The 24,363-nt window shown below is 41.0% G+C and carries 15 protein-coding genes, 1 tRNA gene and 1 pseudogene; 5 read left to right on the plus strand and 12 right to left on the minus strand.

What is annotated here, in order from left to right; all coding sequences use genetic code 11:
* Window positions 1-55: 55 nt before the first annotated feature.
* A complete protein-coding gene (gene glpD, locus N6B01_RS05675) occupies window positions 56-1,546 on the plus strand; it encodes a glycerol-3-phosphate dehydrogenase (protein ID WP_262080311.1) in 1,491 nt (496 codons plus the stop codon).
* Between the two features lie 105 nt (window positions 1,547-1,651).
* Here the strand turns inward: glpD and gltA are convergent, their stop codons facing one another.
* On the minus strand, window positions 1,652-2,941 hold the full coding sequence (gene gltA / locus N6B01_RS05680; protein WP_182419321.1) for a citrate synthase: 1,290 nt from the start codon (window positions 2,939-2,941) through the stop codon (window positions 1,652-1,654).
* Between the two features lie 563 nt (window positions 2,942-3,504).
* A complete protein-coding gene (gene gltX, locus N6B01_RS05685) occupies window positions 3,505-4,926 on the minus strand; it encodes a glutamate--tRNA ligase (RefSeq protein WP_262080312.1) in 1,422 nt (473 codons plus the stop codon).
* A 265-nt stretch (window positions 4,927-5,191) separates the two neighbouring features.
* Here gltX and N6B01_RS05690 point away from each other — a divergent pair.
* Window positions 5,192-5,267, plus strand: a tRNA-Thr gene (locus tag N6B01_RS05690).
* Window positions 5,268-6,806: 1,539 nt separating this feature from the next.
* Entirely contained in the window at window positions 6,807-7,013 is a 207-nt protein-coding gene (locus tag N6B01_RS05695) for a DUF3126 family protein (RefSeq protein ID WP_182419324.1), read from the plus strand.
* A 61-nt stretch (window positions 7,014-7,074) separates the two neighbouring features.
* On the opposite strand, the gene radC is transcribed toward N6B01_RS05695, so the two are convergent.
* From radC to sfsA, 3 genes are all read right to left on the minus strand, one after another.
* A complete protein-coding gene (radC, locus tag N6B01_RS05700) occupies window positions 7,075-7,893 on the minus strand; it encodes a RadC family protein (protein WP_262080313.1) in 819 nt (272 codons plus the stop codon).
* A 159-nt stretch (window positions 7,894-8,052) separates the two neighbouring features.
* Window positions 8,053-8,880, minus strand: a complete 828-nt coding sequence (gene map, locus N6B01_RS05705) for a type I methionyl aminopeptidase (protein ID WP_262080315.1) — start codon at window positions 8,878-8,880, stop codon at window positions 8,053-8,055.
* Entirely contained in the window at window positions 8,880-9,608 is a 729-nt protein-coding gene (gene sfsA, locus N6B01_RS05710) for a DNA/RNA nuclease SfsA (protein ID WP_262080317.1), read from the minus strand. Before sfsA ends, map begins: the two co-directional genes overlap by 1 nt.
* A 724-nt stretch (window positions 9,609-10,332) precedes the next feature.
* Between sfsA and N6B01_RS05715 the strand changes: the two genes are divergently transcribed.
* Both N6B01_RS05715 and murI read left to right on the plus strand, forming a co-directional pair.
* Window positions 10,333-11,178, plus strand: a complete 846-nt coding sequence (locus N6B01_RS05715; RefSeq protein ID WP_182419328.1) for an RNA methyltransferase — start codon at window positions 10,333-10,335, stop codon at window positions 11,176-11,178.
* A 6-nt stretch (window positions 11,179-11,184) separates the two neighbouring features.
* Window positions 11,185-11,979: a glutamate racemase gene (gene murI, locus N6B01_RS05720; protein WP_182419329.1), complete on the plus strand. Its 795-nt coding sequence runs from the start codon at window positions 11,185-11,187 to the stop codon at window positions 11,977-11,979.
* Window positions 11,980-12,065: 86 nt separating this feature from the next.
* Here murI and moaA read toward each other — a convergent pair whose 3' ends face one another.
* The 7 genes and pseudogenes from moaA to N6B01_RS15170 form a co-directional block, all read right to left on the minus strand.
* On the minus strand, window positions 12,066-13,097 hold the full coding sequence (gene moaA / locus N6B01_RS05725) for a GTP 3',8-cyclase MoaA (RefSeq protein ID WP_262080319.1): 1,032 nt from the start codon (window positions 13,095-13,097) through the stop codon (window positions 12,066-12,068).
* Between the two features lie 64 nt (window positions 13,098-13,161).
* On the minus strand, window positions 13,162-14,055 hold the full coding sequence (locus N6B01_RS05730; protein ID WP_262080321.1) for a peptidylprolyl isomerase: 894 nt from the start codon (window positions 14,053-14,055) through the stop codon (window positions 13,162-13,164).
* 483 nt (window positions 14,056-14,538) lie between these two features.
* Window positions 14,539-15,258 carry a respiratory nitrate reductase subunit gamma gene (narI, locus tag N6B01_RS05735; RefSeq protein ID WP_182419331.1) on the minus strand — a complete coding sequence of 240 codons (720 nt, stop codon included), beginning with the start codon at window positions 15,256-15,258 and terminating at the stop codon, window positions 14,539-14,541.
* 11 nt (window positions 15,259-15,269) lie between these two features.
* Entirely contained in the window at window positions 15,270-15,971 is a 702-nt protein-coding gene (gene narJ / locus N6B01_RS05740; RefSeq protein ID WP_182419332.1) for a nitrate reductase molybdenum cofactor assembly chaperone, read from the minus strand.
* On the minus strand, window positions 15,971-17,506 hold the full coding sequence (gene narH, locus N6B01_RS05745) for a nitrate reductase subunit beta (protein ID WP_262080323.1): 1,536 nt from the start codon (window positions 17,504-17,506) through the stop codon (window positions 15,971-15,973). Before narH ends, narJ begins: the two co-directional genes overlap by 1 nt.
* On the minus strand, window positions 17,503-21,252 hold the full coding sequence (locus N6B01_RS05750; protein ID WP_262080324.1) for a nitrate reductase subunit alpha: 3,750 nt from the start codon (window positions 21,250-21,252) through the stop codon (window positions 17,503-17,505). The genes narH and N6B01_RS05750 overlap by 4 nt, the downstream gene beginning before the upstream one ends.
* A pseudogene (locus N6B01_RS15170) lies at window positions 21,249-23,992 on the minus strand (nitrate/nitrite transporter). Before N6B01_RS15170 ends, N6B01_RS05750 begins: the two are co-directional and overlap by 4 nt.
* Window positions 23,993-24,363: the final 371 nt, after the last annotated feature.

A 24,363-nucleotide genomic window follows, 5' to 3' on the forward strand; every position in this document is an offset into this window, starting at 1 on the left:
TAAATATATTGTAAAAAAAGTACTTTGTTTTGACCTATTTCGAGGCGGGGCTTTTATGGAAAAAAATTTTGACGTCTTTATTATTGGTGGCGGTATCAATGGTTGTGGTTTGGCTCGTGATGCTGCGGGACGAGGTTTTAAAGTTTGTTTAGCCGAGATGAATGATATTGCATCGGGTGCGTCTTCGGCATCAACAAAGCTTATTCATGGTGGTTTGCGTTATCTTGAGCAGGGTGCCTTTAGCTTGGTGCGCGAGAGCTTAAAAGAACGGGAAACTATTTGGAAAATTGCGCCCCATATTGTGCAACCATTGCAGTTTTTACTGCCGCATCATAAGGACATTAGACCTAAATGGTTTTTAAATATGGGAATGTTTATTTATAGCCGTTTGGGTGCGAGAACGGTACTTCCCCACTCGAGAGCGGTTGATTTTTCAAAAGCAGTTAGTAATCCGCTGAAACAAAATTATAATAAGGGTTTTGAATATTATGATACGCGTGTTGATGATGCGCGTCTTGCCATTCTTAATGCGCGCCACGCTCAACAGTTGGGGGCTGATATTCGTGTGCGTAGCAAAGTTATTTCAGTAAAGATTATCAATGATCGATGGCATATCACCGTGCAGCGTGAAGGACATAGGCAGGAAACTCATTACACAGCGAGTTTTTTAGTAAATATGGCAGGCGCTTGGATGGATAATATCTTGGGCGATGTAGCAGGTTTAAAGGTTCATTCGCCGATAAGATTGGTGCAAGGCTCTCATATTATTGTGCCGCGTCTTTATAAGCATGAGCATGCTTATATGTTTCAAAATGTCGATCGAAGGGTTCTTTTTGCTATACCATTTCAACAAGACTATACACTGATTGGCACTACGGATATTGATTATCAGGGTGATCTTGGCAAAGTGAAAATCACCACTGAAGAGATAGATTATTTATGTGCTGCTTCAAATGAATATTTTACCCAACAAATTAGCCCTGAAAAGGTAGTTTGGTCTTTTTCAGGCATTAGGGCTCTATATGATAACGGTGAGAAAAACGCTCAGGAAACCAGCCGCGATTATCTTTTAAAGCTTGCCGATACAAAATTGCCTCTTTTAACCCTATATGGCGGAAAAATGACAACTTTTCGTAAGCTTGCTGAAGATGCAATGGGTTTTGTTGAAAAATATTTAGGAAAACGCAAAGGGAAATGGACTGCAAATGTTTGCCTGCCCGGTGGTGATTTCCCTCATGGAGATTTTGAAGGTTTAGAAAAAAGCGTTGCTAAGATGTTACCAATGCTAGATCACTTTACGGTTAACCGTTTAACAAGCTGTTATGGAACAGATGTATTCTATATTTTTAATAGGGATAATAGAGATTTTGGCATTGATTTTGGGCACGGGCTATTTGAGGTGGAGGTTGATTGGCTTATTAAAAGAGAATGGGCGCAAACCGCCAATGATATTTTGTGGCGTCGTACCAAGTTAGGGCTAAAATTTGATAATGATCAGCGTGAATTATTGGAAAACTACTTATCCGATCGTTTGATACAACCATAGTTAATTGCTGAAAAATTGCATATATATTAAGATGTTTCTTATAAAAAGCCTCCTACAATATTATTTGTAAGAGGCTTAATTTTAAATCAGATAATTTAATTAAATTTAGCGCTTATCAACTGGAACGTAATCGCGTTCGGCAGCGCCTGTGTAAAGCTGACGAGGGCGGCCAATTTTTTGTGCAGGATCTTCAATCATTTCCATCCATTGTGCAACCCAGCCAACACTGCGAGCTAAGGCAAATAGAACAGTAAACATATTGGTTGGGAAGCCAAGAGCCTTCAAAGTAATGCCTGAATAGAAGTCAACATTGGGATAGAGCTTCTTTTCAACAAAATATGGATCATGCAACGCAATTTTTTCAAGTTCCATAGCAATGTCAAGAAGTGGATCATCTTTAATGCCAAGTTCAGTAAGTACTTCGTGGCATGTTTGCTGCATGATACGTGCACGAGGATCATAATTTTTATAAACACGATGACCAAAGCCCATAAGGCGGAACGGATCATCCTTATCTTTAGCGCGCGCAATAAATTCGGGGATACGATCTACAGAGCCAATTTCTTCAAGCATTTTTAAGCAAGCTTCATTGGCACCACCATGTGCAGGGCCCCAAAGACATGCAACGCCGGCAGCGATACATGCAAAAGGATTGGCACCAGATGAACCAGCTAAACGCACCGTTGATGTTGAAGCATTTTGTTCATGATCCGCATGGAGCGTAAAGATTCGATCCATCGCGCGGCCAAGTATCGGGTTAACAACATATTCCTCACAAGGCACGGCAAAACACATATGCAAGAAATTTGACGCATAATCAAGCGAGTTGCGTGGATATACGAAAGGCTGGCCGATCGAATATTTATATGCCATTGCAGCAAGGGTTGGTACTTTCGCAACAAGGCGGATTGAAGCAACCATGCGCTGATGCGGATCAGTAATATCAATTGAATCGTGATAGAAAGCCGACATAGCGCCAAGACAGGCAACCATGACTGCCATTGGATGAGAATCGCGGCGAAAGCCTTGGAAGAAGCGAGCAAATTGTTCGTGCATCATATTGTGGTGTTGAACACGATAGTCAAAATCTGCCTTTTGTGCAGCTGTTGGTAGTTCTCCATAAAGAAGAAGATAGCAAGTTTCTAAAAAGTCGCCTTTTTCTGCCAATTGTTCAATTGGATAACCGCGGTAAAGAAGAACACCTGCATCACCATCAATATAAGTGATTTTTGATTCGCATGATGCGGTGGATGTGAAGCCTGGATCATAGGTAAAAGTACCCGTTTCCTTATAAAGAGGGGCAATTTCAATAACATCAGGTCCCAAGGTGCCTTTTCGCACTGGTAATTCGATCGATTTACCCTCGACCATAATATGAGCGCTATTATCCGACATAATTTTCCCTTTCAAATCCTCATCCCATTGGAATAGAGTATGCAATTTCATTGCTAATAAAAATCATTTTATTCATTGAGTATTCTTGTTAGCCTACTCAAAATCATTTCAGTTGCAACGTCAAATTTGTATTATTTTAGTGTTATGTGTCACAGCTCCGTGATAAATTTTGTTAAATTCTAATAGATCTAATTACTGCTTACATTAAAATGAAAATTTTGTGATCAAAACCGCTGCTTAGCTTGAGTTTAGTTGTTTTGACCATCCAACCTACCGAATTAATGTTAGTTAATATCTATTTTAACAACGAAGGTTTATCCTCTAGGTAATGCATATTAAATTATAAGAGGATTTAATTACATAACAAAACATTGCATGTTTATAAAACTCCTCCCAGTTTTACAATAACAGCTTCGACGCATATTTAAAGCACTTTGGTTAAAATATTTGCTTACTTTCCAAATACTCTAAATGTGCTAAGCAAGATTATATATTCCGCGATACCAAAATTTTAGTTTGCAGAACATATAATCTTACACAGTGGTGATTTAGTTGCAATTAAATTATGATAATTGGTCCCTTACGCGGGCAATAGATTCGTCTCTTCCAAGTACAGCTAACACGTCAAATACACCTGGCGATACAGCTCTACCAGTTAATGCTGCGCGTAAAGGCTGGGCTATTTTACCTAGTTTTACGCCACTTGCTTCGCTATGAGCGTTAATTGCAGCATGTAGTGCGTCATCACTCCATTCAATGCAATTTTCTAAAACAGGTAAAGTGTTAGCAAGAATGGCTTTGCCGTCGTTGTCAAGAAGGGACGCCGCTTTTTCGTCAAGCTTTAATGGGCGCTCTGCAAAAATAAATGCAGCACCATCAATTAATTCAACCAGTGTTTTGGCTCTTGCTTTTAATCCTGGCATAGCGGCAAGAAATTGCGCTCGCTTTTCATCGGTAAGTTTTGGAAGAATATCAGCTCCACCTTCAATTTCAGGCAAGATGTCAATTGCGCTTTCAAGTAAGAACACATCATCACTTGCTCGAATATACTGGCCATTAATCGCTTCAAGCTTTTTGAAATCAAACCGCGAAGCCCCTTTATTGATGTCATCAATATCAAACCACGAGATCATTTCATCCATGCTCATAATTTCATCATCGCCATGGCTCCAACCCAAACGAACGAGATAATTACGTAAAGCTACTGGTAAATAACCCATAGCGCGATAGGCTTCAACACCAAGAGCTCCGTGACGTTTAGACAGTTTTGCCCCATCAGCACCATGAATAAGTGGAATATGCGCCATTTGCGGAATATTCCATTCCATTGCTTGATAAATAATGGTTTGGCGGGCTGAATTGGTTAAATGGTCGTCACCACGAATGATATGAGTAACGCCCATATCATGGTCATCGACAACAACCGCGTGCATGTAGGTAGGGGTGCCATCTGAGCGTAAAATAATAAAATCATCAAGATCTTTGTTAGGAAAGCGCACTTCACCTTGTACATGATCATGAACAATAGTTTCGCCAACCGTTGGTGCTTTAATGCGAATTACTGGTTTAATGCCTTGAGGTGCTTCAGATGCATCACGATCTCTCCACCGCCCATCATAGCGCGGTGGTTTACCTTCTGCGCGTGCAGTTTCACGCATTTGGGTTAGTTCATCTGGGCTTGCATAGCAGTAATAGGCTCTACCCTTGGCAACCAGCTCCTCTGCAACTTCACGGTGCCGCTCAACACGGCTAAGTTGTGATATAGCATCGCCATCCCAGTCAAGGCCAAGCCAAGTTAGGCCTTCTAAAATCGCATTTACGGCAGCATCAGTGGAGCGCTCGCGATCGGTATCTTCAATGCGCAGTAGCATTTTGCCGTCAGAGTGCTTGGCATATAGCCAATTAAATAAAGCAGTCCTTGCGCCACCAATATGCAAAAAACCTGTTGGTGAAGGGGCAAAGCGTGTGACCACCGGTGCAGACATATAATACTCCGAATTTCTTACCCATTTATCATGGGTCAATTTTTATAAGCTTAAAGCGACTCTTTTGATATTTAATGCTTATCATTTTAATTGTGCTATTCCAACGAATAGGGAAAAAATTTTTTAATTCCTAATAAAGTGCATAACCAGTATAAATTTGCGTTATAAAATACAAGGAAACTTGCTTTTCAAGGCTTGCATTCATATCAAGATTTCGCTATTGAAGTTTTGCTTAATAGCGAGCTCTTGCTAAAGAGCAAGATAGGCCGCAGTAGCTCAGTCGGTAGAGCACATCATTCGTAATGATGGGGTCGTAGGTTCGATTCCTATCTGCGGCACCAAAAGATCAGTAAAATAAATATATTGATCTTTATTGAGATGTGGGCTTTAGGTTTATTGAATTTGTTGTGAACTCATAAAGCTTAGTTTCAAGTGCATTTTTAGCTTTTCCTAAATCGTCTGGTTAAAATTGTGCATAGACTTTTTCTGTTACCGATATATTGGAATATTTAAATATGGTGTAATTTTACTCATACTGATTCCAGCTTCTGCCATCCATACAGCATCAGAGAGCCTGAATAAATGCGGGCTAATATTTGCAACGGCGTTGTCGCAAAGTTTGAGTTCGACGCATTTACGCCTTGAGCACCCAGTCTTTAGCTATAGTTAACCATCTTATTCCAAATATATCGTGGTGCAATTGGTTTTGCTCTGGTGTAGTCTATGCGCCCTTTAACCCAGTTCTGTTCTTAAGCTTGAAGTTGGATCATAGCCAATTATTATTCGCTTGCAGTCTTAGATGATTGAAAGCCACCATTTGGCGACATTGGCCTTTTAAGCCGAGAGTGAACGCTCTTATTGCTATATGACAGTATCTAAAGTTACATAATGGATATGCTTTCCAATAAGCACATCATTTTCAGTCAATAACTGTAAGACACTAGAAAAAGCCTTTGCTTTATCTGTACTAATCTTTGCTAAGGGTATTAATGGGCAAAGAACCGATCATCTTTGAAAGCCTTGAGAAAAAAAGGGTATGGCAGCATTTTATCCCTTGATGCTTTCGTCAACAAATCAATGAAACACCGTATTTATTGATTGGGAGATAAAAATATTTCATAAATCTAACCCTTGGTCTTTAACCTTAATATAGGTCTCATCAATGCGAACAGACTCACAATGAGGCTTTTTGAATTTCCGTAAGCATTTTTCATGTTTAGTGCATATTTTAATATCCAAAAGTTGATTTAACTCAGATTAATCTTGATACCGTACTCCAATAACAGTTCTTCAATATCCCTATAGCTTAAACATTAACGCATATGCTTGGCTGCCACCTGAATAATGATTGTTGCATCAAAGTAACAGTATTTGAAATTGGCTTTAAAATTATTCTTAGCCTAATTACTTTTTAAACGCGGACATAATATATTTTTTAATCTTTTGAGCCTTCATAGCTCCCTTCAATAGGCAAACCATATGTCTCAAGGTTTCATATTTTTATGTTAAACCGATTATGAATAATATTTGCAACAAAACAAAAAAAGTGATTGACGAAATAATTGTTGATCTGCTTTGGCCTTATTTAAGCAGAAATTTGTCATATATGTGTTTTAATAGGTTGAAAAATGATGCTGTTAATCATATTACGCTTGCAATAGTATATTAGCGTTGGCTTTATTTTTTTACAATGATTGCAATTGGGAAAACAGATGTCTTTTATAAAAAGGTAATTACTTTTAGTTGCACCTTTAAGCACCAACAAGCCGACCTATATTAAATAGAGATGCAATTGAATTAAAAATAAGTAGTAGCTAATATATTTGTTTGTTTGCTATAAATATTTTTAAATTTAGTTAGAATTTTAGCAGGAGAATCTGGTGAAACCCGAAGAAATTAAAAAGTTAGATGCTTACTTTAAGCGAACATTCGGTAATGCGGCGATTAGTGTTAAGCCTCGGCCGCGTAAAGATGATTCATGCGAAGTTTATATTGATGATGAATTCATTGGCGTTGTATATGTCGATGATGATGAAGGTGAGTTATCCTATAATTTTTCTATGGCAATTTTGGATATTGATTTGTAAGCATATCCAGTTGAATATGAAATAAGAGCCAACTTTTTTAATTGGAAAGTTGGCTTTTTATTTATATGAGACCAAGGGATTTTAGGCTGACATAGCCATTTCTGCCAATAATTAAGTGATCTATTATATTAATATTTAAGCCTTTGGCGACTTCCATCAGTTTTATAGTCATGGAGATATCCTCGCGCGAGGGAGTAGGGTCTCCCGATGGGTGGTTGTGCACAAGAATTATGGCAGAAGCCGCAAGCTCTAAAGCGCGCTTCATCACCTCTCTTGGATAGACAGGAATATGATCAATCGTTCCGCTTTGATGGACTTCGTCAGCAATTAAACCATTTTTTTTATCAAGAAATAATATACGAAATTGCTCAATAGTTTCATGTGCCATGACAGATGTGCAATAATCTATGACTTTATCCCATGATGAAAAAATATTGCGTTTATTAATACTTGCCCTATTGGCCTTTGTTATTGTTGTACCAATGATTTTGAGGTCTAAAGCAATTGATTCACCACACCCTTTTACTTCGATTAGGCGCTTAATATCCGCACCGAGCACATCTGCTAGTGTGCCAAAGTGGTGTAAAAGAGCTTTTGCAAGTGGTTTTGTGTCCGCACGGGGTAATGAGCGAAATAACAGGAGCTCTAATAATTCGTAATCAGCAAGCCCTTGACCATCTGTTTCGATAAAGCGTTGGCGTAGTCTTTGTCGGTGCCCTTCATAATGCATTTTTTCTTTGGGTGGTTTTGTCTTAATGTTTTTTGCATCCTGTGATTTAACACCTTTTTGGGAATTCAATTTTACCTGTGGTACTATTTGACCTACAAGGTTAAAAAAATCAGCTTCTTGAAATGTGTCTTTATGTTCCTTACCCGACATGGCTTCCCCCTTACATGTCTGTATGAAGTTTTTATGATCAATTACGGATGGCTTGTATTTTAATGCAAGATAAAAACGCTAGATTTCAATAGTCCTTTCCTGCTTTTTTGCGTGATCAAACAGGAAGGAGTATTGAAAGATATATGGTACAAGTTTCAATCAGCTTTTAGGAGGAATATAAAACATATTAGCAGGCGAAAGTGTAAATATTTCGCAACCATTTGCCGTTACCCCCACCGTATGCTCATATTGCGCAGTCAATGATTTATCATTAGTAACTGCCGTCCAGCCATCGTTCAAAATTTTTACATCGAGCTTGCCGAGGTTAATCATTGGCTCAATTGTAAAAATCATGCCTTCACGCAGTTCTGGACCATCACTTGGAATGCCATAGTGAACTATATTGGGTGTATCGTGGAATAATTGCCCAACGCCATGACCGCAAAAACTTCGCACAACTGAGCATCGCTGGCTTTCAGCATAGGTTTGAATTGCATGCCCTATCGCACCTGTTCGTGCGCCTGGTTTTACCGCCGCAATAGCAAGCATGAGAGATTCGTGGGTTACTTCCATTAAGCGTTCGGCCGCGCGCTTAATCTTGCCCACCGGATACATGCGGCTTGAATCGCCATGCCAGCCATCAACAATAAAAGTGACATCAACATTAACAATATCACCCTCTTTTAATATGCGCGCACCTGGAATACCATGACACACCACGTGGTTTAGTGATGTGCAGCAAGAATGTGTAAAACCGCGATAGTTAAGATCTGCTGGCAAAGCACCTTCTTTGGCACCAAAAGCAAAAACGAAATCGTCAACGGATTGGGTTGTAATGCCTGGTTTAATGAAATCGATCAATGCGTCAAGGCAACGAGCTGCTAAATTGCAAGCTTTGCGCATCCCCGCAAAAGCTTCCTCATCAAAAATTCGGATCTGCCCTGTATATTCAATTGGTACTTTTTTATAATCTATATAGGAAACCATTAATTATCCATCGATTCTATGTTTGGCGATTCTATGATTGGTAGGGCCCGATAAGCCTCAATTTTTTCAATATCTATTTTGCACCCAATAGCAAAAGCCTCAACCCCTTTTTTACGTGCAAGTTGAAATTCTTCACCATAAATAAGATCTAAATCCGCGCAAATTGACATTTTGTCACAATCTTCGCGTTGAATAACAAAGAGCATGACCGCTCGTTTACCTTGTTCTATCATCTTAACTAATTCACGCAAATGCTTAGCACCGCGCGCGGTTACAGTGTCGGGAAATTCCGCCAGGCGTTGTTCTCTCATAAAATGAACGTTTTTAACTTCGACATAAGTATCAACTCTATTAATATCTTTTAACAATAGATCAATCCGAGAATTGCTGCCATAGCGCTGTTCGCGCAAAACAGTACTATAATCTGCCAAGTCGCCTACAAGACCATTTCGGATAGCTTCTTCCGCAATTTTGTTGGGAGTAGATGTGTTAATGCCAACTAAAATATTATCAGATTCAACTATTTCCAGTCGATATTGGTATTTACGGGTGGGGTAACTAGAATGTGAGAGCCAAACCTTGCCATTTTCATGAAGTAGTCCAAGCATGGAGCCTGTATTTGGAACCGACACCGTTATTTTATCGCCATTTTCAAGAATGACATCGGCTAAAAACCGTTTATAGCGTTTAATGAGACGCGCGGGTGTAAGAGGAGAGGTAAAAAGCATAGCATATGATAGGATATGGCTAATGAAAAAGCAAATCGCTATCCATGGGAGAATTAAAATCTCTTTAGATTGAAATATCTATATATGTTCTCGTCAATTAATTAGTTCCACTTGCAGCTTTATCATAAATAATAATAGTCAATGATAATAAGTTAAAATCTGCTAATATTGAACAAAGTAATGAATAACATCTGAGATTGTAAGATTTGCGCCAAAAACCATAATTATAGCAATAAGTCCTGTTGCAAAAAGCGCGACGGTCGTTCTTGTTTCACTTTTCATTTTGAACCTCATCAATCTGTCTATATCAGTTAAGTTAATTATTTCTGTTTTCATGAAACCAAAACTGGACTGCAAACAAGGCTGCAGTTAGGCAAAAAAATGATTATCTCTGACCGTTTTTGTGATTTTTTGAGGAAGAAAATAAATAACTTAGATTAAGGTTGCTAAAAGGTTAATATCTATTGATTTTGTAGGAAAACACTTTAATCGATATTGAAAAGCGCATGATTGATTGAGTTAGGAATGCATAAGTGCAAAACGACATTATATATTGCATGGTTAAGTAGATCTTGCCTTAATTAGCCATACTAAGTTTAGGTTAGCTATTGACTTTACCATGATAATGTCAAAAAACGATCAAAGGTTTTTTAATCTCTTTTTGTTGGTGATATTGATCTTTCAACAATGTTTAATTTAGGTAAATTAGAGAAAATATATTATTATGGCTGGTACAGATAAAAATCGCGCAATGATTAAAGAGGGGCCTGCAATCATTCTTGTTAATCCGCAATTGCCAGAAAATATTGGCATGGTAGCACGTGCAATGGCCAATTTTGGTTTGGCGGAGTTGCGTCTTGTTAACCCACGTGAAGAATTTCCTAGTGAAAAAGCTTTTTCTGCAGCAAGTAAAGCTGATCATATTATCGAAAATGCGGTTGTTTTTGATGATTTGCGTGATGCTGTTGGTGATTTGACTTTTATCTATGCAACGACAGCCCGTGAACGCGACGGCTTTAAACCAGTACGTAGTCCTGTTGAAGCAACCCAAAAGTTACGAGCATTAGAAACAAATGGTCAAAAAACAGGCATTTTATTTGGGCGTGAACGTTTTGGACTTTCTAATGAAGAAGTTAGCCTTGCTGATGAAATTGTAACTTTTCCGGTCAATCCTGCATTTGCCTCTTTAAATATTGCGCAAGCTGTTTTACTTATGTCTTATGAGTGGATGAAGACCTCGTTAGATAAGAGCACGGACACAGCTTTTCGTGGCCCAGAGTATGTACCTGCTGAAAAACATAGCCTTTATGGATTTTTCGATCAGTTGGAAGATGCTTTGGATGTTAGGGGCTATTTTAGGCCGGTAGAGCGCAAGCAAGTAATGGTTGATAAAATTCGAGCGGTTTTAACGAGGGCAGATTTTGGCGATTCAGAGCTTAAGCTTTTACGTGGTGTTATCTCGTCACTGGATAGGTTTTCGCCGCAAAGGCCACGCGGGGCAGGTGCACCCGAAGGTGAAGCACCGCGCAAGGGTAGGGTAGATATAAAGCCAATCAGTGATTGCGAGTAGGAATTTATGAGCGAGCGTATTCGTCCTGTGCTGTTTTTTGATAGCGGTATCGGTGGCCTATCGGTACTGCGTGAAGCACGTATTGTAATGCCCGATCGCCACTTCATCTATGTGGCTGATGATGCGGGTTTCCCTTATGGTACTTGGGATGAAGATGCGCTGCGAGAACGTATTCTTATTCTTTTTGAATGGCTGATACGCCGTTATGATCCCGAGCTTTGCATTGTCGCTTGCAATACAGCTTCAACGCTTGTTTTGGCCGATTTGCGACGACATTTTAGCAGTGTGCCATTTGTAGGAACTGTTCCGGCAATTAAGCCTGCAGCCGAGCAAACATTGAGCGGAATTATTTCTGTTTTAGCGACACCTGGAACCGTAAAACGTGCCTATACTCGCGACCTTATTGCGTCTTTTGCACAGCAATGCCAAGTGCGCTTGGTAGGGAGTGAGAGCCTTGCAATGATAGCCGAAGGCTATTTGCGTGGCATGGATATTGATTATGAATTGGTACGCAGAGAAATTGCAGGTTGCTTTATTGAAAAGAGCAATGGCCGCACCGACATTGTTGTGCTTGCTTGTACTCACTATCCATTTTTAATTAATGTTTTTCGAAAAGTTGCTCATTGGCCAGTTGATTGGCTTGACCCTGCCGAAGCAATTTCTCGGCGTGCTGCTTCTCTGTTAACGCCTTTATCGGAACAAATGGATCCTTCTGCAGATTTAGCTTTTTTTACATCGCAAACGTCAGATTTTGCAACGCGTCGTTTATTACATGGCTTTGGACTGCAATGTGATTGGTAGGGGTGATTGGTAGGGGTGACTGGCAGGAGGATCACTAAAGTCGATTGGCAAGGCTAACCATATTATTTAGGTCAGAACTTGGCCGCTTAGCCGCCAAGTTCTGACATATGGCGTGCAATACCAAATACCTTGTCTTTTTCTATCAAAAAATTATGGCCTTTTGGCTTTCCTGCAATTGCGGAATAGATTTTTTCAATCAAATGCTCATTTGCTTCACTTGAACGTAGAACTTCACGCAACTCAACCATGCCAGTTTGCCCCATACATGGATATAAACGACCGGTTGAGCCTATGCGGACGCGATTGCAGTTCGCACAAAAATCGCAAGAAAGTGGTGTTATAAAGCCAAGCTGACCGCCGGTTTCTTCAACTGTGACATAACGCGCTGGGCCACCAGAGCTTTTAGCCGATGAGTTAAGCGTCCAACGTTGCGAGAGACTTTCGCGTAGTTTAGTAAGTGAAAGGTGAGTCTCGACTCGATCATGGCCTGTATAACCAAGAGGCATTTCCTCAATTAATGTTAGGTCCATGTTGCGTGCATGGGCAAAGCGAATAAGTTCATCTACCTCACTTAAAAAATGCCCATTCATGGCAACGGTATTTATTTTAACTTTCAGCCCTGCTTCCAGTGCTGCATCAATGCCACGGAAAACTTTAGCAATATCGCCTAACCTGGTTATATCCTCATAGCGTGCAGGATTCAACGTATCCAATGAAATATTGACCCTTTTTACCCCAAATGAGGCAAGTTCGCCTGCATGGCGGTCAAGCAAGGTACCGTTGGTAGTTAATGTGAGTTCTTCAAGGTCTTTGCCAATATGGGGCGCCAACATGGCGAACAACTGCATGATGCCGCGACGAACCAATGGTTCACCACCGGTTAGACGAATCTTTTTAATACCAAGATTAATCATGGTTGAAGAAACACGATAAAGTTCTTCAACAGTTAATAGTTCCTTTTTAGGCAAAAAAACCATATCTTCAGACATGCAATAGACACAGCGTAAATCACAACGATCTGTTACAGAAAGACGTAAATAGCTTACATTTCGTCCAAAGCCATCTTGTAATTGTGAGGGCTTTAAAGCTGATTTATTGTTTTTGACCGTGTCAAGCATGTCTTTCGCTTTCGATAAGTGTGATTATAAATAACACACTTCTAAAGTGATAGTAAATATCATTTTATTGCACTAATGGTCCATCTGACGGCAAAACTTCAATGCCTTCAATTTTGGCGTTTCCTGCTAAAATTAATATATATTGCGAAACAGCTCGCGACCAACTTGATGCTTCTAGCCAAGCACTAACACGATCTTTTACAACTTCAAAGGGAAGAGGAGTTCCTGGAATTTTACGAATAATGTCAACGACATGAAAACCGTAACGGGTTTCAACTGGGCTTTTGAGGAGTCCTGCACCTTCAGCAATTTTCAATGCTTGTTCAAATTCGGGTACCGTACTACCGGTGGTTAATTGTCCAAGGTTGCCGCCATGCATCGATGAAGGACAGTCAGAATATTCCTTTGCAAGCTCATTAAAACGTGATGGACTTAATTCGAGGTTACGGATAATTTCTGTGGCGATTGTTTTTGCGCCATCACGGTCAGCCTGTACTTTTGGATCTGCACTAATAAGAATATGGCGAGCTTCCACAATCATATCGGATAGGAAACGGTCGGTATTATTGTTATAAAAGCGTTGGCAATCTTCAAGAGTTGCATTGGGAACAGATATTTCTTGATCCATTAATTTACTGATTGCAATGTCTTGCGGTGTGTCACTACGTTGATCGCTTGATAGTTCATCACTATAAAGATCAAGGCGTTTGGCTTCTTGTAATAGTAATTCGCGGATAACTAGGGCGCGTGCTGCTGCTGTAAGCGCTTCACCTGGATTTTCTGCGGGATGATTTTGCGCTTCTGCCAAAATATCTGCTTCTTCTATGGTAATTCCATTGACACTAATCTGGTTGAAAACCGGTTTCGCCTTTGGCGGAATGCGAGTGTCAACATCCTGTTTTTTGCTATAGGGTTTTGGTGTATTATCTTCGGTTTTACTATTGAAAAGGGTTACCATAATTTACTCCATAGCGTTTTCATGGTCTTTCATCAATTGAAACAACGCAGTTTCAGGTATGAGTCTGCAGATAAATGACGAAAGTTATGCTTTTTATAATAGTTATAACTTAAATTCTGCCTTGTCGCTAAAATTAGCGGTGAGAGTTGAGTTTATAACCGTAATTTATCGATTTGACCGTTTTAAACGCTTGATTGATCAAGTTGTTCCCAATTTGGAACATAATATAAAATCTTAATCATAGGTTTTATTTGACATTGGTTTGATACCCTTAAACTGCGGGGGAAATTCAAGGGTATCAAATATTTTAGCTTAGAAAATTAAGCTTAAAAGTTAAATTCGTTATCGGGTAGGCACCCTCAAAATGCGGGGGGGATTGAGGGTGCCAAAGCTGTTAAGCTTATAAAACCAATATGCAAATTTCGGAAGATTTGGTCGGGGACCCCTTAACGGGTGTATGGGAGGTAAAGGATCCCCTAACTGTTATTCTGCGGGTTCACGCACCATAGGTGCATTTTTTTCAGCCTTACGCACAATTTGATACCCTGGACGCCAAATATAACGGACAGGAACGCTCAACATATGAACAAGACGAGTGAATGGGAAAACCAGAAGAATAGTAAGTCCAAGGAAAATATGCAGTTTGAATACAGCTGCTGTATCAATAATATAGCTTGATGCAGCAATGTTGAATGTAAAGATTCCTTGAGCCCAATTCATGAATTTCACCATTTCATGACCATCAAGATGTCCAAGTGATAATGGAATGGTTAGAAGACCAAGCATCAATTGAATCCAAAGTAAAATGATAATCATCGTATCAGAAAAACTTGAATTGGCACGAACACGGGCATCAAACAAGCGGCGGTGAACAAGTAATGTTGCACCAACAATACCCATAGTACCAGCAACACCGCCAAGACAAATAGCTAGTAATTGCTTAAATGTATGGCTAATTCCTAATGCATCAAAAAGCGCAAGAGGTGTAAGAAGACCAACAAGATGGCCGCCAAAAATCAACAATACACCGACATGGAATAAAACAGAACCCCAGATAAGCTGTTTGCGTCTTAATAATTGGCTTGATCCTGAACGCCAAGTATAGGGATCAAGATCATAACGGGCAATACAGCCTAGGACCAAAACAGTGAGGGCAATATAGGGATAGATCCCAAATAAAAGTGTATTAATATACGAATACATGGGGTTTCTCCTTAATGTTGGCTATGGGTCGCGTCGCGATTTGCCGCCCGCAGCCTTGTACGTAAACGATCCGGTCCACAGGCATTTTCACCTTGATTTGCACCAAATGTTACGGCTTCTTCTTCCCAGATGCGGTCAAGCGCTTCAAGGTCGTTTGGATCATCTTCTTCCATATTGCGAAGTTCATCTAGCAATGCCTTATCCGCACCACCATTTGATAGGGCTTCCAATGCGGTAAATGCTGCAGCATAAGGAGAATTGCGTTTTTGTAAACGTTCGCCGATTGCTGTTACAATGTGCAAGATGTCGCTAATGGATTGACGAGCTTCATCTGCGGTTCTTGTTGAAAGATATTCAAGGAACATGGGCAGATAGTCAGGCAATTCACTGGCATTAATTTCAAGACCAGCTTCTTCATACATGATTTTCAAATCAACCATCGCTTGTCCACGATCACGGCTTTCGCCGTGAACATGTTCAAAAAGATGTAATGAGAGTGAGCGTGTACGGTCAAACAAAGTGACATATTCTTCTTGGCTTTCAAAAATATCACGTTCACCAAGGGTTGCAATCAAGTGTTTGACCTTAGCTAATGTTTGCGCATCAAGCTCACTTGTCTCTTCTAACGTTGCGGCAAGAAGGCTTGCATCATGCTTTAGTGCTTCTTCAGGGTAAGCTAATAGAATGGATAGAATTTTAAGATCCGTATGCATTATGCGCTCTCCTTCAACATTCCGCTTGCTGTATGGTGGCGAGGTTTTTTGCTACCAAAAAGCTCAGCAGTAGAACTACTACCTGAACAACCATTACCAAATGAAAAGCCACAAGATCCGCGCATTTCATAGGCATCTTCACTGACTTCGCGATGGGCTGTTGGCACCACAAAGCGGTCTTCATAATTAGCAATCGCCATGACATGATACATGTGTTCAACCATTTCGCGGTCCATGCCAACTTTTTCAGGAATTGATGGATCTATCACCCCATCAACCGTTTTTGCACGCATATAAGCACGCATGGCTAGCATACGTTCAAGAGCGGAAATAACTGGCTCTTCCTTACCTGCGGTCAAAAGATTGGCTAGATATTTAACCGGAATACGCAATGAGCGAACATTTGGAATAAAATCATCCATTTCAATTTTACCAGCTTCAGCTGCTGACTGCAGTGGTGAAAGTGGTGGAATATACCAAACCATTGGTAAGGTGCGATATTCTGGATGAAGTGGGAAAGCCACTTTCCATTCCATTGCCATCTTATAAACGGGTGAATTCTTTGCAGCGTCCAACCATTCTTCAGAAATACCATCCTTGCGAGCCTGATCAATTACAGCTGGATCATTAGGATCCAAGAACATCTTCAATTGTTCTTCGTACAGATCTTCTTCGCTCATAGTGCTAGCTGCATCAGAAATCTTGTCGGCATCATAAAGAATAACACCAAGATAACGAATACGTCCAACGCAGGTTTCAGAGCAAACTGTTGGCTGACCACTTTCAATACGTGGATAGCAGAAAATGCATTTTTCTGATTTACCAGAAGACCAGTTATAATAAATCTTCTTATAAGGGCAGCCAGAAACACACATGCGCCAACCACGGCACTTATCTTGATCGATTAAAACGATACCATCATTGTCGCGCTTATAAATAGCGCCTGATGGGCATGATGCAACGCAAGCAGGATTGAGGCAATGTTCGCAAAGGCGTGGCAAATACATCATGAATGTATTTTCAAATTGTCCATAAATGTCTTTTTGAACGCCGTTAAAGTTATAATCCTTTGAGCGCTTTTCAAATTCGCCACCAAGAATTTCTTCCCAGTTTGGACCCCATTCAATTTTTTCCATACGCTGTCCGCTAATTTTTGAGCGCGGACGAGCAACTGGCATTGCTTTGCTTTCTTTAGCGGTTTGCAAATGCTCATAGTCAAAATCAAATGGTTCATAATAATCATCGATTTCTGGTAGGTCAGGATTGGCAAAAATCTTTGCCAATACCCGCCATTTTGAACCGATTTTAGGTTCTAACTTACCGTTAGACTTTCTAACCCAACCGCCATTCCAACGTTTTTGGTTTTCCCAATCCTTAGGAAAACCAATGCCTGGCTTTGATTCAACATTGTTGAACCAAGCATATTCTACGCCTTCACGATTTGTCCAAACGTTTTTACATGTCACCGAACAGGTGTGACAGCCGATACATTTGTCCAAATTGAGGACCATACCTATTTGTGCGCGGACCTTCATTGTGCCGCCTCCTTTGCTGCATGTTCGGGTAATTCATCATCTAACCAATCAACTTTTGCCAATTTGCGAACGACAACGAATTCATCTCGGTTGGCACCAACTGTGCCGTAATAGTTAAAGCCATAAGAAAGTTGAGCATAGCCACCAATCATATGGGTTGGTTTAGTAATAACGCGGGTAACCGAGTTATGGATGCCGCCACGTTGGCCGGTTAATGGAGAGCCAGGGACGTTAACAATTTTTTCTTGCGCATGGTACATGAACATTGTTCCGTCTTTCATGCGTTGTGAAACAACTGCACGGGCAACCAAGGCACCATTGCTGTTATAAACTTCAACCCAGTCATTATCGATAATGCCTGCACGTTTGGCATCTGGCTCTGAAATCCAGACAACGGGGCCACCGCGGTTAAGCGTAAGCATAAGCAAGTTATCAGAATAGGTTGAATGGATACCCCATTTTTGGTGAGGTGTGATGAAGTTCAAGACAAGATGTGGCTGCCCATCGGCTTTGGCTTGCAATGCAGGTGTTACAGTTTTGGTATCAATTGGAGGACGGTAAACGCAGAAGGCTTCACCAAATGCACGCATCCATAAATGATCCTGATAAAGCTGCTGACGACCACTAATTGTACGCCAAGGAATAAGCTCATGAACATTGGTATAGCAAGCATTATAGCAGACTTCTTCAGATTCCAATCCTGACCATGTAGGTGAGGAAATGATCTTACGCGGTTGGGCGACAATATCACGATAGCGAATTTTTTCATCTTCTTTTGGGATAGCAAGATGGGTATGGTCGCGACCAGTGATTTTACTTAAAGCGGACCATGCTTTAACTGCAACTTCACCATTTGTTTCCGGCGCAAGCGACAACACAACTTCTGTTGCATCAATATCACTTTCAATCTTAGGCATACCTTTTGTAACGCCTTCTTCTTCAACAACACCGTTAAGTTTTGCGAGGAAGTCAACTTCATGATCAGTATTCCAAGCAATACCCTTACCGCCATTACCAATGTTTTTAAGTAATGGTCCAAGAGCTGTAAAGCGCTTGTAAAGATTTGGATAGTCGCGTTCTACAACAGCAACTGTTGGCATTGTCTTACCAGGAATTGGTTCGATTTCGCCTCTTTTCCAATCTTTAACATCAAATGGCTGTGCAAGTTCATTTGGAGTATCATGCAAAGTTGGTACAAGAACAACGTCTTTTTCAACACCAAGGACTTCAGGAGCAATTTCAGAAAAGCGCTTTGCAATGCCTTTAAAGATTTCCCAGTCGCTACGTGCTTCCCATGCAGGGTCGGCAGCACTTGATAAAGGATGGATGAAAGGATGCATATCCGAGGTGTTAAGGTCGTTCTTTTCATACCATGTTGCGGTAGGCAAGACGATGTCAGAATATACACAAGTTGTGGACATACGGAAATCGAGCGTTACCAAAAGATCTAGTTTACCTTCTGGAGCTTCATCATGCCAAACAGCCTCAACCGAGCCCGCACGACCTTCTTCACCCAAATCTTTGCCAAGTACACCATTTGAAGTGCCTAGCAAATGCTTGAGGAAATATTCATGTCCCTTACCTGATGAACCAAGCAGATTTGAGCGCCAAACAAACATATTGCGTGGCCAATTTACTTCTGCATCTGGATCTTCACATGACATTTTCAATTTGCCTGATTTTAGGCTTTGCGCCACAAAATCCTTAGGCTCCATGCCAGCTTCTTGAGCTTGTTTTGCAAGATCAAGTGGATTGGTTTCAAGCTGCGGTGCAGATGGTAACCAGCCCATGCGCTCAGCTCTGATATTATAATCAATTAATGAGCCTTCCCATGGACCTTCAGGCGCAGTAGGTGAAAGCAAATCGCTTACCTTAACTGTTTCATAACGCCATTGATCGGTGTGGGCATAGAAGAATGATGTTGAATTCATGTGGCGTGGTGGGCGTGCCCAATCAAGACCAAATGCAAGAGGTGTCCAGCCAGTTTGCGGACGGAGCTTTTCTTGTCCAACATAGTGGCTCCAGCCACCACCAGATTGACCGATACAACCACACATAATCAGCATATTAATAATGCCGCGGTAGTTCATGTCCATATGGTACCAGTGATTCAAGCCAGCGCCAAGAATAACCATTGAGCGACCATTGGTCTTTTCAGCATTACGCGCAAATTCACGAGCAACAGAAATAATATTTGCACGTGGTACACCAGTAATTTTTTCGGCCCAAGCTGGGGTGTAAGGAATGTTTTCATCATAGCTTGTGGCGCAGTTAGGATCTTTGAAACCGCGTTCAAGACCATAATTAGCAACAAACAAGTCAAAGACTGTCGCAACCATGACTTCCCCTTCAGGAAGTTTCAATTTGCGGGCAGGGACCTTGCGTGTAAGTACGCTATCGTGGTCTGTTCCTTCAAAATAATCATGTTCCTTATTGCCAAAATAAGGGAAATCAACATCGGCAACGGCATCATGGTCACCTTCAAGCATAAAGCTCATTTCCAAAGTGATGTCGCGACCCTTACCATCCTTTTGTTCAAGGTTCCATTTGCCATCTTCACCCCAACGGAAACCAGCAGAGCCAGTAGGTGCAACATATTCGCCAGTTAAACTATCAACCGCAATTGTTTTCCATTCTGGGTTATTGTCTTCACCAAGGTTTTTATCAAAATCTGAAGCGCGCAATAAGCGATCAGGAATATAATGACCATTTTTACCAGTAAGGCGAACAAGCATTGGCATGTCGGTATAACGACGGCAATAATCATCAAAATATTCAGCTTGGCGATCAAGATGGAATTCACGCAAAATAACATGACCAAATGCCATTGAAAGGGCGGCATCAGTACCTTGTTTTGGATGAAGCCACATATCAGCAAATTTGGCGGCTTCAGAATAGTCTGGACAAACGACAACTGATTTCGCGCCCTTATAACGAGCTTCGCTATAAAAATGTGCGTCCGGTGTACGCGTTTGTGGAACGTTAGAACCCCAAAGCATCAAGAAGCCGGCATTATACCAATCAGCAGATTCAGGAACATCTGTTTGTTCGCCCCATGTCATTGGTGATGCTGGTGGCAAATCACAATACCAGTCATAGAAGGACATGCAAGTACCGCCAAGCAATGACAAATAACGTGCACCAGCAGCATATGAGATCATTGACATTGCAGGAATTGGCGAGAAACCAATAACGCGATCTGGACCGTATTTGCGCACAGTGTAAGCATTTGCAGCTGCAATAATCTCGTTCATTTCTGCCCAAGTTGCACGGACAAATCCACCAAGACCACGTACTTTTTGATATTCACGACGCTTTTCAGGATTTTCCTGAATGGCAGCCCATGCACCAACAGGTGTTTTAAGAACGCGTTCAGTGCGCCAAAGTTTTAAAAGGCGTGCTCGAATAAGTGGGTATTTAACGCGGTTTGCTGAATACATATACCAGCTATAGCTTGCGCCGCGCGGACAACCGCGTGGTTCATGGTTTGGAAGATCAGGCCGAGTACGTGGGTAATCGGTTTGCTGGGTTTCCCAAGTAACGATACCGCCTTTTACATAGATTTTCCATGAACATGAACCCGTGCAATTTACACCATGGGTTGAGCGAACGATTTTGTCATACTGCCAACGCTTACGATAGCTATCTTCCCAGCTGCGGTCTTCATCGGTAGTAATACCGTGGCCTTGGGAGAATTTTTCGCGCTTATGGGCAAGAAAGTTGAGACGATCGAGTAAATTACTCATTTGTTTTGGTCTCCTGTCGATTGGATACGCTTTGCGCGTTGACCTTCAATGTGTAGAATTGCGCCCTTACGGGTGTAGCAAAACCAAGTAATAAAAAGGCAGATGAGGTAGAAAATTAGGAAGCCGAATAGAGCTGCTTGTGGACCACCATAATAAAGCTTTGAAGCATTAAAGCTGATTGGAATGATGAAGAAAGCATAAGCAGCGATTGCGGCAGTAAAGCCTGTGATTGCAGCAGATTCACGCTCTGTTTGATGGCGTTTTTGTTCAGTTGTTGCACTTGGCATAGTGTTATCAATAACGCGGCTCATAATTGCTGGGATCATTTGGAATGTAGATGCATTACCAACACCTGTTGCAAAGAACAGCACCATGAATGAGGTAAAGAAGCCACCAAAAGCAATTGGATTTTCAGGATTTGCTACAAAATAGAGTGCAGCAAGAAGAGCAGCCATCATAATGATGAAAGAAATCAATGTCACACGGCCACCGCCAACGCGATCACTCAAGCCACCAGAACCAGCACGTGCAAGAGCTGAAATTAATGGCCCTAAGAAGACATAATTAAGAACATTTACTTCAGGGAAAGTAACTTTCATCAAAAGAGGAAATGCAGCAGCAAAACCGATAAACGAACCAAATGTACCCATGTAAAGAACGCACATTAACCAGTTGTCTTTGCGCTTAAAAATAATTGCCTGATCAGCGAATGAAGCTTTAGCATCAGCAATATCATTCATACCAAACCAGCTAGCAATCGTACAAATAATGATGAAAGGCACAAAGACAAAGGCACCGTTTTGTAACCAGATTGATGATGTTGCACCATTAGCTTGGGTGATTGTCTGTGGGTTGCCGCCGAGCCAGCCAAAAACGCTAGTGGCGATAACAAGGGGAACAACTAATTGAACAACTGATACACCAAGGTTACCAATGCCAGCATTTAAGCCCATTGCTTTACCTTTTTCGCTCTTTGGGTAAAAAAAGGAAATATTAGCCATTGATGATGAGAAGTTACCGCCACCAAAGCCACAAAGCAATGAAAGTGCCACCATAACCCAATAAGGGGTTTCTGGGTTTTGTACGGCAAAACCAATACCAATTGCAGGAATTAAAAGCGATGCAGTGGTAAGAGCTGTCCAACGACGGCCACCGAAAATTGGTACCATAAACGAATAGAAAATGCGAAGAGTACCGCCTGAAAGACCGGGAAGAGCCGCAAGCCAGAACAATTGCGTTGCTGTATAATTAAAACCAGCTTTAGGCAGTTCTGATACTGTTACGGACCAAACTTGCCAAATAGCAAAAGCTAAAAGAAGTGCAGGAATTGAGATCCAAAGATTTTTATTAGCTATTGCTTTACCAGTCCGTTGCCAGAATGACGCATTTTCAGGGTTCCAAGTAGTTAGAACGTATTTATTATTAGGATTAGACATTAGCGTAGCTCCGGAAATTCGGCAAGGGTCTCACCCATTTCGGCAAGGCGTTGTTGTTCCATGCGGCGAATTGAAAAGTGCATCCAAAGGAGGGAAACGGCGGCAATTGCGAAAAGCACCATAAAACAAGTGGTATAGACGCCGGTAATTTCAAGAATCTTTCCAAAGATGATAGGTAGGATAAAGCCGCCAAGACCACCAATCATACCAACAAGACCACCAACAGCACCGACATTTTCAGGGAAATAAACCGGAATATGCTTATAAACTGCGGCCTTTCCAAGTGCCATGGCGAAGCCAAGGATAAACACAATAATGGTAAAGGTAATGTAACCTGTTGCCATATGGAACGAGATTGGACCATTTATGCTTTCAATAGTATATTGTGTTGGTGGGTAGCAAAGGAAAAAGGATGTGATAACCGATACAGTAAGCGTCCAATACATAACTTTACGAGCGCCAAGAGTATCAGAAAGATAACCACCATAAATACGGAACAAGCTGGCAGGGATTGAGAAAAATGCAGCAACGATACCTGCTGTTCTTAAATCAAATGCATAAACATTCATAAGATATTTAGGAAGCCATGCAGCAAGGGCGATAAAGCCACCAAAAACAAAGAAATAATACAGTGAAAAGCGCCATACTTGCAATTTGGCGAGCGGGGATAGCTCTAGCCAGCTGCTATTAGGCTTTTGACCACTTTTACGTTGTGCAACAAGTGTAGGATCGTCTTTGGTGAAGACAAAGAATATAATACCAGTCACTGCAAGGGCTATGGCCCAAATAATTGCCACTGCATGCCAGCCGCCGCCAATATTAGAAACAGTTGGCGCAAAAAGTTTTGTAACGGCCGCTCCAACATTGCCAGCGCCGAAAATACCAAGTGCGAGACCAAGGCGCGGGCTACCTTTAAACCAACGAGCGACATAAGCAACGCCAGAGGAGAAGGCACCACCAGCAAGACCAATACCAAGAGCTGCAAGAAGCATTTGATTATAGGTTGTGGCAAAGGTTAGAAGATATGTAGCAATAGCAGCTAGAAGCATTGTTATAAGAGTAACAAGACGTCCACCATATTGTTCGGACCAGATGCCGAGCGGAATACGAACGAGCGAGCCGGTTAAAATTGGTGTACCAACTAAGAGTCCAAATTGGCTTTGGGATAAACCTAACTGGTCTTGGATCTGAACGCCAATAATTGCGAATATAGTCCAGATGGCGAAACAAATGGTAAAAGCAAAAGTGCTCAACCATAACGCGGAGTTTTGCCCAGCGGGGGCCTTGATTTGTTTGTTTTCCATTTTTTTATCCAGCAAATTTAGTCTGGTTAAAACGCATCACGATGAAATTCGTTGCGTCGATGCTGGCAATATGAACTTAGAATAAATACAGTCGTTGATTTGAATCAATCTAAAGAAGGAAAGCTCTTTGAAAGCTATCAGATTGATTTACTTAGTTTTGTATATGAATAATGTTGCTTATATAATTGATTTTTATTATTTTTACGATTGATTTTTATCAATCAATACTGTGGAGAAATTGCTAATAAGCGACTCTTGTTATAGGGTAAGGCTTGTAATTGTTCACAATCAATAAAGGTGATTAGATTTTAATATTTAGATAAAAACGCTGAGGGTTTTAGGCGTGAATGACATTAACTGTTTAAATGTTA

It is taken from the genome of Bartonella sp. HY406 (genome assembly GCF_025449315.1).
In the GTDB taxonomy this organism is placed as follows: Bacteria; Pseudomonadota; Alphaproteobacteria; order Rhizobiales; family Rhizobiaceae; genus HY038.

Excerpts from the sequence above, each read along its gene's own strand:
- glpD (WP_262080311.1), top strand. The coding sequence starts at position 56 with ATGGAAAAAAATTTTGACGTCTTTATTATTGGTGGCGGTATCAATGGT.
- gltA (WP_182419321.1), bottom strand. The coding sequence starts at position 2,941 with ATGTCGGATAATAGCGCTCATATTATGGTCGAGGGTAAATCGATCGAA.
- gltX (WP_262080312.1), bottom strand. The coding sequence starts at position 4,926 with ATGTCTGCACCGGTGGTCACACGCTTTGCCCCTTCACCAACAGGTTTT.
- radC (WP_262080313.1), bottom strand. The coding sequence starts at position 7,893 with ATGTCGGGTAAGGAACATAAAGACACATTTCAAGAAGCTGATTTTTTT.
- map (WP_262080315.1), bottom strand. The coding sequence starts at position 8,880 with ATGGTTTCCTATATAGATTATAAAAAAGTACCAATTGAATATACAGGG.
- sfsA (WP_262080317.1), bottom strand. The coding sequence starts at position 9,608 with ATGCTTTTTACCTCTCCTCTTACACCCGCGCGTCTCATTAAACGCTAT.
- N6B01_RS05715 (WP_182419328.1), top strand. The coding sequence starts at position 10,333 with ATGGCTGGTACAGATAAAAATCGCGCAATGATTAAAGAGGGGCCTGCA.
- murI (WP_182419329.1), top strand. The coding sequence starts at position 11,185 with ATGAGCGAGCGTATTCGTCCTGTGCTGTTTTTTGATAGCGGTATCGGT.
- moaA (WP_262080319.1), bottom strand. The coding sequence starts at position 13,097 with ATGCTTGACACGGTCAAAAACAATAAATCAGCTTTAAAGCCCTCACAA.
- N6B01_RS05730 (WP_262080321.1), bottom strand. The coding sequence starts at position 14,055 with ATGGTAACCCTTTTCAATAGTAAAACCGAAGATAATACACCAAAACCC.
- narI (WP_182419331.1), bottom strand. The coding sequence starts at position 15,258 with ATGTATTCGTATATTAATACACTTTTATTTGGGATCTATCCCTATATT.
- narJ (WP_182419332.1), bottom strand. The coding sequence starts at position 15,971 with ATGCATACGGATCTTAAAATTCTATCCATTCTATTAGCTTACCCTGAA.
- narH (WP_262080323.1), bottom strand. The coding sequence starts at position 17,506 with ATGAAGGTCCGCGCACAAATAGGTATGGTCCTCAATTTGGACAAATGT.
- N6B01_RS05750 (WP_262080324.1), bottom strand. The coding sequence starts at position 21,252 with ATGAGTAATTTACTCGATCGTCTCAACTTTCTTGCCCATAAGCGCGAA.